Source organism: Dictyoglomus sp. GBS (assembly GCF_055179815.1).
In genome coordinates this window covers 1375171-1388005 of the sequence record NZ_CM143687.1, presented here as the reverse complement: position 1 = coordinate 1388005, position 12835 = coordinate 1375171, and the positions used below count along the sequence as shown (strand labels likewise).

General features: G+C 35.5%; 23 protein-coding genes and 1 pseudogene. All 24 read left to right on the top strand.

Features of this window, described 5'->3' with window-relative positions:
• The first annotated feature begins 15 nt into the window (after nt 1–15).
• The 24 genes and pseudogenes from tuf to map all read left to right on the top strand — a co-directional run bounded on the left by tuf (nt 16) and on the right by map (nt 12830).
• Complete coding sequence (gene tuf, locus ACY3IT_RS07010) at nt 16–1233, top strand: elongation factor Tu (RefSeq protein WP_463081859.1); 1218 nt, start codon at nt 16–18, stop codon at nt 1231–1233.
• A gap of 18 nt (nt 1234–1251) precedes the next feature.
• Nucleotides 1252–1572: a 30S ribosomal protein S10 gene (rpsJ, locus tag ACY3IT_RS07005; RefSeq protein ID WP_148805460.1), complete on the top strand. Its 321-nt coding sequence runs from the start codon at nt 1252–1254 to the stop codon at nt 1570–1572.
• A 15-nt stretch (nt 1573–1587) separates the two neighbouring features.
• On the top strand, nt 1588–2232 hold the full coding sequence (rplC, locus tag ACY3IT_RS07000; protein WP_463082241.1) for a 50S ribosomal protein L3: 645 nt from the start codon (nt 1588–1590) through the stop codon (nt 2230–2232).
• A gap of 18 nt (nt 2233–2250) precedes the next feature.
• On the top strand, nt 2251–2880 hold the full coding sequence (rplD, locus tag ACY3IT_RS06995) for a 50S ribosomal protein L4 (RefSeq protein WP_463082240.1): 630 nt from the start codon (nt 2251–2253) through the stop codon (nt 2878–2880).
• Nucleotides 2877–3164 carry a 50S ribosomal protein L23 gene (gene rplW / locus ACY3IT_RS06990; RefSeq protein WP_463082239.1) on the top strand — a complete coding sequence of 96 codons (288 nt, stop codon included), beginning with the start codon at nt 2877–2879 and terminating at the stop codon, nt 3162–3164. The genes rplD and rplW overlap by 4 nt, the downstream gene beginning before the upstream one ends.
• A 13-nt stretch (nt 3165–3177) precedes the next feature.
• Nucleotides 3178–4023 carry a 50S ribosomal protein L2 gene (rplB, locus tag ACY3IT_RS06985; protein ID WP_463082238.1) on the top strand — a complete coding sequence of 282 codons (846 nt, stop codon included), beginning with the start codon at nt 3178–3180 and terminating at the stop codon, nt 4021–4023.
• 13 nt (nt 4024–4036) lie between these two features.
• Nucleotides 4037–4321: a 30S ribosomal protein S19 gene (gene rpsS / locus ACY3IT_RS06980; RefSeq protein ID WP_012547998.1), complete on the top strand. Its 285-nt coding sequence runs from the start codon at nt 4037–4039 to the stop codon at nt 4319–4321.
• 15 nt (nt 4322–4336) lie between these two features.
• Complete coding sequence (gene rplV, locus ACY3IT_RS06975; protein WP_463082237.1) at nt 4337–4681, top strand: 50S ribosomal protein L22; 345 nt, start codon at nt 4337–4339, stop codon at nt 4679–4681.
• Nucleotide 4682: 1 nt separating this feature from the next.
• Nucleotides 4683–5420, top strand: a complete 738-nt coding sequence (gene rpsC / locus ACY3IT_RS06970; protein ID WP_463082236.1) for a 30S ribosomal protein S3 — start codon at nt 4683–4685, stop codon at nt 5418–5420.
• The gene (rplP, locus tag ACY3IT_RS06965; RefSeq protein ID WP_463082235.1) at nt 5407–5826 is read left to right on the top strand and encodes a 50S ribosomal protein L16; all 420 of its coding nucleotides are present in this window, start codon (nt 5407–5409) and stop codon (nt 5824–5826) included. The genes rpsC and rplP overlap by 14 nt, the downstream gene beginning before the upstream one ends.
• Nucleotides 5827–5829: 3 nt before the next feature.
• Nucleotides 5830–6033, top strand: coding sequence for a 50S ribosomal protein L29 (gene rpmC / locus ACY3IT_RS06960; RefSeq protein ID WP_463082234.1), 204 nt, complete (start codon nt 5830–5832; stop codon nt 6031–6033).
• Nucleotides 6034–6051: 18 nt separating this feature from the next.
• Nucleotides 6052–6300: pseudogene (gene rpsQ / locus ACY3IT_RS06955) on the top strand (30S ribosomal protein S17); the annotation flags it as partial.
• A gap of 73 nt (nt 6301–6373) precedes the next feature.
• Nucleotides 6374–6736: a 50S ribosomal protein L14 gene (rplN, locus tag ACY3IT_RS06950; protein ID WP_463082233.1), complete on the top strand. Its 363-nt coding sequence runs from the start codon at nt 6374–6376 to the stop codon at nt 6734–6736.
• Between the two features lie 12 nt (nt 6737–6748).
• On the top strand, nt 6749–7066 hold the full coding sequence (rplX, locus tag ACY3IT_RS06945; protein WP_463082232.1) for a 50S ribosomal protein L24: 318 nt from the start codon (nt 6749–6751) through the stop codon (nt 7064–7066).
• 18 nt (nt 7067–7084) lie between these two features.
• Complete coding sequence (rplE, locus tag ACY3IT_RS06940; protein WP_463082231.1) at nt 7085–7624, top strand: 50S ribosomal protein L5; 540 nt, start codon at nt 7085–7087, stop codon at nt 7622–7624.
• 23 nt (nt 7625–7647) lie between these two features.
• Nucleotides 7648–7833: a type Z 30S ribosomal protein S14 gene (locus ACY3IT_RS06935; protein ID WP_012548533.1), complete on the top strand. Its 186-nt coding sequence runs from the start codon at nt 7648–7650 to the stop codon at nt 7831–7833.
• An 11-nt stretch (nt 7834–7844) separates the two neighbouring features.
• Entirely contained in the window at nt 7845–8240 is a 396-nt protein-coding gene (rpsH, locus tag ACY3IT_RS06930; protein ID WP_463082230.1) for a 30S ribosomal protein S8, read from the top strand.
• Between the two features lie 17 nt (nt 8241–8257).
• Nucleotides 8258–8800: a 50S ribosomal protein L6 gene (gene rplF, locus ACY3IT_RS06925; protein WP_463082229.1), complete on the top strand. Its 543-nt coding sequence runs from the start codon at nt 8258–8260 to the stop codon at nt 8798–8800.
• Nucleotides 8801–8813: 13 nt separating this feature from the next.
• Complete coding sequence (gene rplR / locus ACY3IT_RS06920) at nt 8814–9182, top strand: 50S ribosomal protein L18 (RefSeq protein ID WP_463082228.1); 369 nt, start codon at nt 8814–8816, stop codon at nt 9180–9182.
• Between the two features lie 17 nt (nt 9183–9199).
• Nucleotides 9200–9736: a 30S ribosomal protein S5 gene (rpsE, locus tag ACY3IT_RS06915; protein ID WP_463082227.1), complete on the top strand. Its 537-nt coding sequence runs from the start codon at nt 9200–9202 to the stop codon at nt 9734–9736.
• Nucleotides 9733–10179, top strand: coding sequence for a 50S ribosomal protein L15 (gene rplO / locus ACY3IT_RS06910; RefSeq protein ID WP_463082226.1), 447 nt, complete (start codon nt 9733–9735; stop codon nt 10177–10179). The genes rpsE and rplO overlap by 4 nt, the downstream gene beginning before the upstream one ends.
• Nucleotides 10179–11438 carry a preprotein translocase subunit SecY gene (gene secY / locus ACY3IT_RS06905; protein WP_463082225.1) on the top strand — a complete coding sequence of 420 codons (1260 nt, stop codon included), beginning with the start codon at nt 10179–10181 and terminating at the stop codon, nt 11436–11438. The genes rplO and secY overlap by 1 nt, the downstream gene beginning before the upstream one ends.
• Nucleotides 11435–12088, top strand: coding sequence for an adenylate kinase (locus tag ACY3IT_RS06900; protein ID WP_463082224.1), 654 nt, complete (start codon nt 11435–11437; stop codon nt 12086–12088). Before secY ends, ACY3IT_RS06900 begins: the two co-directional genes overlap by 4 nt.
• Nucleotides 12078–12830, top strand: coding sequence for a type I methionyl aminopeptidase (gene map / locus ACY3IT_RS06895; RefSeq protein ID WP_463082223.1), 753 nt, complete (start codon nt 12078–12080; stop codon nt 12828–12830). Before ACY3IT_RS06900 ends, map begins: the two co-directional genes overlap by 11 nt.
• Nucleotides 12831–12835: the final 5 nt, after the last annotated feature.

The following is a 12835-nucleotide window of genomic DNA, read 5'->3' as shown; positions in this document are numbered from 1 at the left end:
AGGAGGAGATAAAGGATGGCGAAGGAGAAATTTGTAAGGACGAAGCCACATGTAAACATAGGTACGATAGGTCACGTAGACCATGGTAAGACGACATTAACGTCGGCCATAACGATGGTATTAGCGGCGGAAGGGTTAGCGAAGCCATTGAAGTATGAAGACATAGATAAAGCGCCTGAGGAGAGGGCGAGAGGAGTGACGATAAACTTATATCATGCGGAATATGAGACACCAAACAGGCATTATGCGCACATAGATGCGCCGGGGCATGCTGACTATATAAAGAACATGATAACAGGGGCTGCACAGATGGATGGAGCGATCTTAGTAGTATCAGCGGCGGATGGGCCAATGCCGCAGACGAGGGAGCACATACTATTAGCGAGGCAAGTAAACGTGCCATACATAGTAGTATTTTTAAACAAGATAGACATGGTAGATGATCCAGAGATTGTGGACTTAGTTGAGATGGAAGTAAGGGACTTATTAACGAAGTATGGATATCCAGGGGATGAAGTACCAGTAATAAGGGGGTCAGCATTAAAAGCCGTAGAGGTAATGGGTCAGAATCCGAACACGAAGAGAGGGGAGGACAAGTGGGTAGATGCGATATGGGAATTAATGGATGCGGTAGACAGTTACATACCATTACCTGAGAGAGATGTAGACAAGCCATTTTTAATGCCAATAGAGGACATATTTAGCATAACTGGTAGAGGGACAGTAGTTACGGGGAGAGTAGAGAGAGGAAGAGTGAAGGTAGGGGATGAAGTAGAGATAGTAGGGTTAACAGATGAGATAAAGAAGAGTGTAGTAACAGGGGTAGAGATGTTCAGGAAGCAATTAGATGAAGCGATAGCTGGAGACAACATAGGGATATTATTAAGAGGGATAGACAAAGATGAAGTAGAGAGGGGACAAGTAGTAGCGGCGCCAGGGAGTATAAAGCCACATACGCATTTCAAGGCGCAAGTATACGTATTAAAGAAGGAAGAAGGGGGAAGGCACACGCCATTTTTCAGTGGATATAAGCCACAATTTTATTTCAGAACTACAGATGTAACAGGTGAGATAAGATTACCAGAGGGAGTACAGATGGTGATGCCAGGGGACAATATAGAGATGGAGATAAAGTTAATAAAGCCTGTAGCATTAGAGGAAGGTTTAAGATTTGCAATCAGAGAAGGTGGAAAGACTGTTGGTGCAGGTGTCGTAACTAAAATTATTGAATAATGGGGGCGATCAGTAGACATGAGTAGTTATTCAGATAGACAAAAAATAAGAATTAAATTAAAAGCATTTGATCACAGAGTTCTTGATCAATCAACTAAAAAGATTATAGAAACAGTAAGAGGAACTGGGGCTAAGATTTCTGGCCCTATTCCTCTTCCTACAAAGGTTACAAGATATTGGGTATTACGTTCTCCACACGTGAATAAAAACTCTGGAGAACATTTTGAAATAAGGATTCATAAAAGACTAATTGATATAGAAAATCCAACAGCAAAAACAGTGGAAGCTCTTATGAATTTAGAGCTTCCAGCTGGTGTTGAAGTTGAAATTAAAACATAGAGAGGGGTAAAGACTATGGCTGCTCCTACAACAAAAGCTATATTAGGTAGAAAAGTTGGAATGACCCAGATTTTTGGTGAAAATGGCGAGATTATACCAGTAACAGTAATAAAGAGTGGACCTTGCCTTATATTAAATGTGAGAACTAAAGAAAAAGATGGATATAATGCTATTCAATTAGGGTTTGAAAGGTGTAAGGAGAGTAAACTAAATAAGCCATTGTTAGGTATATTTAAAAAATTGGGATTTCCACCCTTTAAAGTTATAAAGGAGGTAAGAGTAGTTAATACTTCAGATTTTGTTCCTGGTCAAGAGATAAAAGTAGAAATATTTCAAGAAGGAGAATTGGTTGACGTAACTGGTAAGAGTAAAGGGCATGGATATACTGGACATATCAAATTGTGGAATTTTGCACGTGGTAGAATGTCTCATGGTTCTAAATTTCATAGAAGAAGAGCATCAATTGGTGCTGGTGGAGTTCAGCATGTAATGAAAGGTCAGAAAATGGCAGGAAGATGGGGCAATGAAACTATCACTGTTCAAAATCTAAAGATTGTAAAGGTAGATAAAGAAAAAGATTTAATTTTGGTTAAAGGTGCTGTTCCTGGTCCTGTAGGTAATTTATTAATTATCAGAAAGGCTGTTAAGGATATAAAGTAATAGGAAGGGGATAGAAAAATGATTCAAGTACCTGTATATAACCAAAAAGCAGAAAAGATTGGAGAGATTGAGTTAAAAGATGAATTATTTGGAATAGAGAAAAGACCTGACCTTTTCTACACATGTGTGGTCATGCATTTAGCTAATGGTAGACAGGGTACTCATTCTACCAAGAGGAGAGGAGAGGTAAATAGAAGTGGTAGAAAGGTTTGGCCTCAAAAAGGTACAGGTCACGCAAGACAGGGTGATAGAAAAGCTACTCATTGGGTAGGTGGAGGTAGACCTTTTGGTCCAAAACCTCGTGATTATTCTTATAAGATTCCTAAGAAGGTGAGAAGACTTGCAATAAGATCTGCATTATCTACTAAGCTTAAGGAAAATAACCTTTATATTTTGGATAAAATTGAATTATCACAACCCAAAACAAAAGAGTTGGTAAATATATTAAATAATTTTGGATTAAAAGAAGCAAAAGTACTTATAGGTATACCTCAAAAAGATGAAACATTAAAAAGAGCTGCTATGAATTTAGAGAATGTAAAAACGATGGTAGCATCTTGTCTTAATGTATATGATTTATTAAAATATGATTATTTGGTATTGACTGTTGATGCTATACCTGTAATAGAGGAGGCATTTTTGAAATGAGAGATCCATACACTGTTATTATAAAGCCTGTTCTTACTGAAAAAAGTTTAAATTTGGCTAAAGAAGGTAAGTATGTTTTTGAAGTGGCTAAGGATACAAATAAAATAGAAGTTGGAAAAGCAGTTGAGGAAATTTTTAAGGTAAAGGTTAAAAAGGTGGCTATAATAAATGAAAAACCAAAAAGACGTAGATTGGGTCTTTCTCAGGGATTTACTTCAACAAGAAAGAAAGCCATAGTAACTTTAGAACCAGGTTATAAAATAGAGCTTATTAGTGGAGTATAGGAGGTAGAAAAGAATGGGACTTAAAAAGTTTAAACCTATTACACCTGGATTAAGACATTTAATATTGCCTGATTTTTCAGAGATTACTAAAGAAGAACCTGAAAAATCTCTGCTAAAACCACTTAAGAAAAGTGGTGGAAGGAATAATTTTGGCCATGTTACTACAAGATTTAGAGGTGGTGGTCATAAGAGACTTTATAGAATAATTGATTTCAGGAGAGATAAAGATGGAATACCAGCTAAAGTAGCAAGTATAGAGTATGATCCAAATAGAACTGCCAGGATAGCGTTATTATATTATGCTGATGGAGAGAAAAGATACATTATAGCACCAGAAGGTTTAAAAGTTGGAGATATTATTATGTCTGGCGAAAATGTTGATATTAAAGTAGGGAATAATCTTCCTTTAAAGAATATTCCTGATGGAACATTGATTCATAATTTGGAGTTATATCCTGGAAGAGGCGGTCAACTTGTAAGGGCTGCTGGAACAGCTGCTCAAATCTTAGGTAAAGAAGGAAAATGGGCATACGTAAGGCTCCCATCGGGCGAAATAAGGTTGTTTGATTTAAATTGTAGAGCAACTATCGGTCAGGTAAGTAATGTGGATAATCAGAACATATCCTTAGGAAAAGCAGGGAGAAGCAGATGGCTTGGTAGAAGACCTCATGTAAGAGGTTCTGCTATGAATGCTGTAGATCATCCTCACGGAGGTGGTGAGGGTAAGGCACCTATAGGTCATCCAGGACCTCTTACTCCTTGGGGTAAACCAACTCTTGGGTACAAGACAAGGAAAAAGAGAAAGCCTTCTGATCGTTTCATAATTCAAAGAGCAAACGACAAAAAAGAAATGAAGTAAAGGGGAGGAGCTCATGGGTCGTTCATTAAAAAAGGGTCCATATGTAGATCCAAAACTTCTTAAAAAGATAAGAGAGTTAAATGAGAAAGGCGAAAAAAGAATTATTAAGACTTGGTCTAGGAGATCTGTTATTGTTCCAGAAATGGTAGGACATACTATTGCTGTATATAATGGAAGAAAGCATATTCCAGTGTATATTACAGAGAATATGATAGGGCACAGATTGGGAGAATTTGCTCCTACAAGAACATTTACAGGTCACAGAATACCTACTGCTCGTATTACAGCGATTAAGTAGGGAGGTTGAATTTAGATGATTGAAGTAAAGGCTGAAAGCAAATATATTAGAATATCTCCTTACAAGGCAAGAAGGGTTATTGATCTTGTAAGGGGTAAAATGGTTAGTGAGGCTGAGGCTATTTTAGAAAACCTTCCTCATAAAGCTGCACATTTTATACTAAAATGTTTGAGATCTGCTAAAGCAAATGCTGAACACAATTATGGACTTAGGGCTGAAAGATTATATGTATCAAAGGCTTTTGTAAATGAGGGTCCACGTTGGAAGAGGTTAAATCCACGTGCAAGAGGAAGGGCAGATATTGTACAAATTAGAAATAGTCATATAGTAATCTATTTAAAAGAGAAGGAGGAAGAATAATATGGGGCAGAAGACACACCCTTATGGTTTTAGATTAGGTATAACAAAAGATTGGAAAAGTCATTGGTATGCTGAAAAATCTGATTATTCCTCCTTAATACATGAAGATTGGGCTATAAGAAATTATATTAAAAAGAACTACTACCAAGCAGGAATATCACGTGTTGAGATTGAGAGAAAAGCTATAAATAGAGTTGATATAACAATTCATACTGCAAGGCCTGGTGTACTCATTGGAAGAGGTGGAAGTGAAATTGAAAATATAAGGAAAAATCTTGTTAAATTAACTAATAAAAATGTTTTTGTTAATGTGATAGAAGTAAAAAATCCAGAACTTGATGCCCAACTTGTAGCTGAGAATATAGCAATGCAAATAGAAAAAAGAATAAGTTATAAGAGAGCAATGAAACAAGCAATAAATAGAGCTTTAAGGGCTGGAGCAAAGGGTATAAAAGTAATGTGTAGTGGAAGACTTAATGGTGCAGAAATTGCAAGATCAGAGTGGTTTAGAGAAGGCCGTATTCCTTTGCAGACTTTAACTGCTGATATTGATTATGGTTTTGCGGAGGCTTTCACTATATCAGGAGTAATAGGAGTAAAAGTTTGGATATATAAAGGAGATATTCCTGAACTTCATAAAGAACCTATTCGAGAGTTACCGGAAAAGGCTACACCTCAAAAGGTTATAGATGAAGATATGTATGAGAAAGATGAGGTGAATTACGATGTTGATGCCTAAAAGAGTTAAACATAGAAAACAACATCGTGGAAGATTAAAGGGAGTAGCTACGCGTGGTAATAGGGTAGTATTTGGTGATTATGGTATACAAGCTTTAGCTCCAGCATGGATAACGAGTGAACAAATAGAGGCTGTAAGAAGAACTCTTACAAGACATGCTGGGAAAAATGGAAGAATATGGATTAGGATTTTTCCAGACAAATCTGTAACAGCAAGGCCTGCAGAAAGTAGAATGGGTGGAGGCAAAGGTGATGTTAAAGGATGGGTAGCAGTAGTAAAGCCAGGTACAATACTTTTTGAAATTGGAGGAATCCCTAAGGAAGAAGCCATGGAAGCAGTAAGAATAGCTGGAAGTAAATTACCTATTAAGACAAGATTTGTAACAAGAGAATTGGGTGGTGATTAATATATGGGGAGAAGAGCTATGGAGTTAAGAGAAAAAACCAATGAAGAGTTAATGGAAGAATTAAAGAAATTGAGATCAGAGCTTTTTAATCTCCGAGTACAACAATCAACAGGTGGGTTAACTAATCCTCATAGATTGAAGGAAATAAGAAAAGATATTGCTCGAATTCTTACTATTCTGAGAGAGCGTGAACTTAAAAAATCTTAATTTAAGGAGAGAGATTAAATGAGTGGCAAGAGAAAAGAAATGATAGGAAAAGTTGTAAGTGCAAAAATGCAAAAAACTATTGTTGTTTTAGTAGAACAGACTTATACTCATCCATTATATAAGAAAACAGTAACAAGAAGGAAAAAGTATAAGGCTCATGATGAGCTTCAAGAAGCTCGTGAAGGTGATATTGTATTAATAAGGGAAACAAGACCACTATCAAAAGAAAAAAGATGGAGATTAGTAAAGATCTTGAAAAAAGCAGAATTAATACCTACCTTATCTGGGGAAAACGTGGAAGAGAATATTACTAATGACAGTATAAGGGAAGGTGATTTAAATGATAATGCCTCAAACTAGATTGGTAGTAGCAGACAATAGTGGAGCTAAAGAGATAATGTGCTTTAGAATTTTAGGAAAAAAGAGAGTAGCTCAGGTTGGAGATATTATAGTGGCCAGCGTAAAAGATGCTGTTCCAAGAGCTAATATCAAGAAGGGTGATGTAGTATATGCTGTGGTTATTAGAACAAGAAGAACTATAAGAAGGAAAGATGGATCTTATGTAAGGTTTGATGACAATGCGGCAGTAATAATTGATAAGGATGGTAATCCAAGAGGGACAAGAGTGTTTGGACCAGTAGCCAGAGAATTAAGGGAAAAGAATTTTATGAAAATTATCTCTTTAGCAACAGAAGTCATATAGAGGTGAAGAGAGATGGATATTAAAAAGGGTGATTTAGTTCTCGTAATATCAGGAAAAGATAAAGGAAAAAAAGGAAAGGTTATCTCTGTTCTTCCTGCTGAAGAGAAAATAGTTGTCGAAGGAGTTAATATTGTAAAAAAACATGTACGTCCTTCTGCTAAAATGAGGCAAGGTGGAATAGTTGAGAAACCGGCACCTTTATATAGGTGTAAAGTTATGCTTATATGTCCTCGTTGTAACCAACCTACGAGGATAAAGCATACATTTTTAGATGATGGAAAAAAAGTAAGAGTTTGCTCTAAATGTAAAGAGATTATTGATCGTGTTTAATAAGGGAGGAAGGTAATAATGGAAGTTTTAAAGCAAAAATATATTCAAGAAGTAATTCCTGCAATGATGAAGAAGTTCGGATATAAGAATCCAATGGCTGTACCTAAAATTGAAAAGATTGTAGTAAATATTGGAGTAAGTGAAGCAGTACAAAATCCAGGAGCAATTGAAGCTGCAGCTCGAGATCTCAGCATCATTACAGGGCAAAAACCCATAGTACGAAAAGCCCGTAAATCTATAGCAAACTTTCACTTAAGGAAAGGTATGCCTATAGGATTAAAGGTAACTTTAAGAGGAGAAAGAATGTATGCCTTCTTATACAAATTGATAAATCTTGCTTTGCCAAGAGTGAGAGATTTTTCAGGTGTTTCACCTAATTCTTTTGATGGTAGAGGTAATTACTCCTTAGGTCTTAAAGAACAATTAGTTTTTCCTGAAATAGAATATGACAAGATAGATAGAATAAGAGGGATGGATATTACCATTGTGACAACAGCAGAAACAGACGAAGAAGCTAAGGAGCTTCTTTCTCTTCTTGGAATGCCATTTAAAAAATAATTTGAAAAGCGAGGGAGGAAATTGTGGCTAAGAAATCGCAAATTGTAAAATGGCTTAAACCTAAGAAGTATAAGGTCAGAGAATATAATAGGTGTAGAATATGTGGAAGACCAAGAGGATATATAAGAAAGTTTGGTCTTTGCCGTTTATGTTTTAGGGAATTAGCTTTAAAAGGCGAATTACCAGGTGTTAGGAAAGCAAGTTGGTAAGGAGGGTTGCTATGAACGTAACAGATCCTATTGCTGATATGTTAGTTAGAATTAAAAATGCAAATATGAGACGACATCCTACTGTTGATATTCCTCATTCAAGAATTAAGGAAAAGCTTGCAGAAATTTTGCTTAAGGAAGGATATATAGCAAAATATGAGGTAATAGGAGAGATCCCACAAAAATATATTAGGATTTATCTAAAATATAAGGGAAAAACTCCCGTAATTCAGGAATTGAAAAGAGTGAGTAAACCCGGTAGGAGATATTATGTTAAGAGAGAAGAAATTCCAAGGGTTCTTGGAGGTTTGGGAATTGCTATCTTATCTACCTCTAAAGGAATTATGACAGATAAAGAGGCAAGACTTTTAGGGGTCGGTGGAGAGCTTATTTGTATGGTATGGTAGAAAAGGAGGAATAAAATATGTCACGAATAGGAAGAAAACCTATACCAATACCACAAAATGTACAAGTAGAAATAAGTGATGGAAATTTGGTAAAGGTAAAAGGTCCTTTAGGAGAGCTAGAAAGAACTTTCCATCCTCTTGTATCTGTAAAGAAAGTAGATGGCCAAATAGTAGTGGAGAGAGCTAATGACGAAAAATTTACTAAAGCCTTACATGGTTTAACAAGAGCTTTAATAAATAATATGGTAATAGGAGTAACACAAGGATTTGAGAAAAGATTGGAATTGCAGGGCACAGGATATAGAGCAAGAGTACAAGGTAATAAACTTGTGTTAGAATTGGGTTTTTCTCATCCCGTAGAGCTTGATATTCCTACAGGGCTTACAGTAACAGTACAAGATAATACTAAAATAAGTGTAAAGGGTATTGATAAAGAACTAGTGGGGCAGTTTGCAGCTATAATTAGAAGAATTAGACCTGCAGATCCATATAAAGGAAAAGGTGTAAGATACGAAGGCGAAAAGATTAGACAAAAAGCTGGTAAGGCTGGTAAGAAGTAGGAGGTTTGACATTATGATTATAAAAAGATCAAGAAAGGAACTTAGAAAAGTAAGGCATTTAAGAATAAGAAAAAAGATTTATGGAACTCCTGAAAGACCGAGATTAGCTGTTTTTAAAAGCTTGAGATATATATATGCTCAGATAATTGATGATACGAAAGGTCATACTTTAGTATCGGCTTCTTCCTTGGAAAAGGAATTGAGATCACAGTTAAAATCTACTAAAAATATAGAAGCTGCAAAATTAGTTGGTGAAGTGATAGCAAAAAGAGCTTTAGAAAAGGGAATTAAAAAAGTAGTTTTTGATAGAGGTGGATTTTTATATCATGGTAAAGTCAAGGCTCTTGCTGATAGTGCAAGGGCAGCTGGCCTTGAATTCTAAAAAAGGAGGGAACTTCTTTGAAAGAGTTAGAACCTGTCTTTAAAGAAAGAGTTATAGAGATAAGAAGAGTAGCTAAAGTGGTTGCTGGTGGTAAAAATTTGCGTTTTAGAGCCTTAGTTGTAGTGGGTGATGAGCAGGGTACTGTTGGGGTAGGTATAGCAAAAGCTGCTGAAGTGCCAGATGCTATTAGAAAAGCTGTAAGAAGGGCTAAGAAGAATGCGGTGAAGATATCAATAAGCAAAGGTACCATTCCGCATGAAGTATATGGAAAATTAGGAGCATCTAAAATACTTTTAAAGCCTGCTGCACCTGGAACAGGTGTTATAGCTGGTGGAGCTGCGAGAGCAGTCTTAGAGCTTGCAGGAATTAAAAATGTTTTGGCTAAAGCTTTGGGTTCTACTACAGCCATAAACCTTGCTCAAGCTACTTTTGAAGCTCTTAAAAAACTTAGATCTATTCCTGAAGTAGCTGAAATGAGAGATAAAAAGATAAGGGAGATAATAGATGTAAAACATAAGGAGGAGAATACCCAAAATAGGGAGGGAGAAAATTGAAATTATTTGAATTAAAGCCTAAATTAGGATCTCGTAAAAAACCTAAAAGATGGGGATGTGGATATGCTGCTTCTGGTAAATATGCAGGTAGAGGTATGAGTGGTCAGAACTCAAGAACTGGAGATGGCGTACGACCTGGTTTTGAGGGTGGTCAAACCCCATTAACTAGAAGATTACCCAAAATGGATGGTATTCCAAATCCTCCCCGCAGAAAATTTACTGTAATAAATCTTTCAGTTTTAGAGGAAAAGTTTAACGCAAATGAGATTGTTGATCCTAATATACTTTTGGAGAAAAAAATAGTAAAAGAAATTGGAAATGGTGTAAAAATTCTTGGCAATGGTGAATTAACTAAACCTCTTCTTGTAAAAGCTCATGCCTTTAGTGAAAAAGCCCGACAGAAGATAGAAAGTGTGGGCGGAAAAGCTGAGGTGATTGAATAGTGTTTGATACTTTAGCTAGGGCTTTTAGAGTACCAGATTTAAGGAAAAAGATACTTTTTACTCTTTTTATTTTTGCGGTATATAGATTAGGTGCTCATATACCTGTGCCTGGAGTAGATAGGGTTGCTCTATCAAATCTTTTTAAAGGCCAAGGGGCTTTAGGATTTTTAGATTTATTTACAGGAGGAGCGCTATCAAGATTTTCTATATTTTCTATGGGTATTATACCTTTTATTAATGCTTCCATCATGATGGAACTTTTAACTGCCGTATTTCCATCATTAGCTGAGTTAAAGAAGGAAGAAGATGGAAGGAAAAAGCTCACAAGATATGCTAGAAATCTTTCAGTTTTATTAGCAGCCATTGAAGCTTTTGGATTAACTATTTTTATGCATAATTATAAAGTTATTCCAAGTCTTACCCCATTATATGTGATAAGCAGTGTAATAACATTAACAGCGGGAAGTACTTTTATAATGTGGCTTGGTGAGCAGATTTCTCAATATGGAATAGGAAATGGTGTATCCTTAATCATATTAACATCTATAGTTGCAAGATTTCCAACTGATTTGGCAAGAACTTTTGCTTTGCTAAGTAGAGGAGAAATTGGAATTTTAAATGTAATTGCCTTCTTTGCTCTTTTAATATTAATTATTATAGGTGTGGTTTGGGAAGAGAGTGCAGAGAGAAGAATTCCTGTACAATATTCTCGTAGAATTGTAGGAAGAAGAGTTTATGGGGGGCAAAGTACCTATCTTCCTTTAAAATTAAATCAAGCTGGTGTGATACCAATCATTTTTGCAATTACAATTCTTATGGTTCCACAGAGTTTTATTCCGTTTGTAAAAATTGGTTGGCTAAAGAGTATCTTGAATATTTTTTCTCCAAGTTCCATTTTCTATCCTATTATTTATTTTTTACTTGTTCTTGGATTTACTTACTTTTATTCATCCATAGTATTTGATCCTGCAGATTTAGCTGAGAATTTTAAGAAATATGGTGGATTTATTCCAGGAGTAAGACCAGGAAAACCAACAGAGGAATATTTATCGAAAACTTTAAATAGATTAAACTTTTTTGGTGGTGTATTCTTAGGATTGATTGCTTTGTTGCCTACTTTTATTGAAAGAATTACTGGTGTTACAGAATTTCAACTTGGTGGAACAAGTATATTAATTATGGTTGGTGTGATATTAGAGACTATAAAGACTCTTGAAGCTCAAATGATAATGAAAAGTTATGAGGGGTTTTTAAAATGATGAAAGCAATTATATTTTTAGGTCCTCCAGGGGCTGGAAAAGGTACACATGCGAAAGAAATTAGTTATATCTTAAACATCCCCCATATTTCTACAGGGGATATATTTAGGGAAGCGATTAAGAATCAAACTGAACTTGGAATGAGGGTTAAAGAATTTCTTGATTCTGGTAAATTGGTGCCTGATGAACTTGTGTGGGAAGTAGTGAAAGATCGTTTAGATACAGAAGATTGCAAGGATGGTTTTATATTAGATGGTTTTCCCAGGACCATTTTGCAGGCAGAATTATTAGATAAATATTTAAATGAAAGGAATGCAGATTTAAAAGTTATATATTTGGATGCAAGTGATGATTTAGTAATAAAAAGACTTTCATCAAGAAGAGTTTGCAAAAATTGTGGAGCAATATATAATATAATTTCTATGCCTCCTAAAAAGGAGGGAATATGTGATATTTGTGGAGGAGAGTTATATCAACGAAGTGATGACTATCCCGAGGTTATTAAGAAAAGATTAGAAACTTATTATAAAGAGACCCAACCTCTTATTGATTATTATAAAAACAGAGGAGTAATGTATACAATAATTGCTGAAAAAGATAGAGAAGAAGTTTTGCAGGAGATATTAAAGGTGGTAAAAGATGGTAATTGAGTTAAAAACAAAAGATGAAATAGCAATTATGAGAGAAGGAGGAAGAATATTATCAAAAATTTTTAACGGGATAGAAAGAGTCCTAAAAAGTGGAATAACAACTTATGGTTTGGCAAGAAGAGCAGAAGAATTTATGAATAACTATAATGTTAAACCAGCTTTTAAAGGTTATAGGGGTTATCCTGAGGTAATATGTGTTTCAATAAATGAAGAAATAGTGCATGGAATTCCAAGCACAAAGAAACTAATAGAAGATGGAGATATTGTAAGTGTAGATATTGGTATAGAATATAAAGGATTCTTTTTAGATGCTGCAAAAACATATGCTATAGGAGATGTTTCTCCTTTAGCTCTAAAACTTATAAGAGTTACTGAAGAGGCTCTTTGGCGAGGAATAGAGAAGGCTAAAGTTGGGGCAAAACTTTCAGATATATCATGGGCAATTCAAGAATATGTTGAGAAGAATGGATTTAATGTTATAAGAGATTTTGTTGGGCATGGTATAGGAAGGAGATTGCACGAGCCCCCAAATGTTCTTAATTATGGACCTCCAGGAATGGGACCTGTATTACAAGAGGGGTTAGTTATTGCTATAGAACCAATGGTTGTTACAGGAAGTTATGAGGTTAAAATTTTGAATAATGGTTGGACAGCTGTTACAGTAGATGGTGGACTTTCTGCTCATTTTGAACATACAGTAGCAATTACTGAAAATGGTCCTCAGGTATTGACCATAGATTAGGGAGG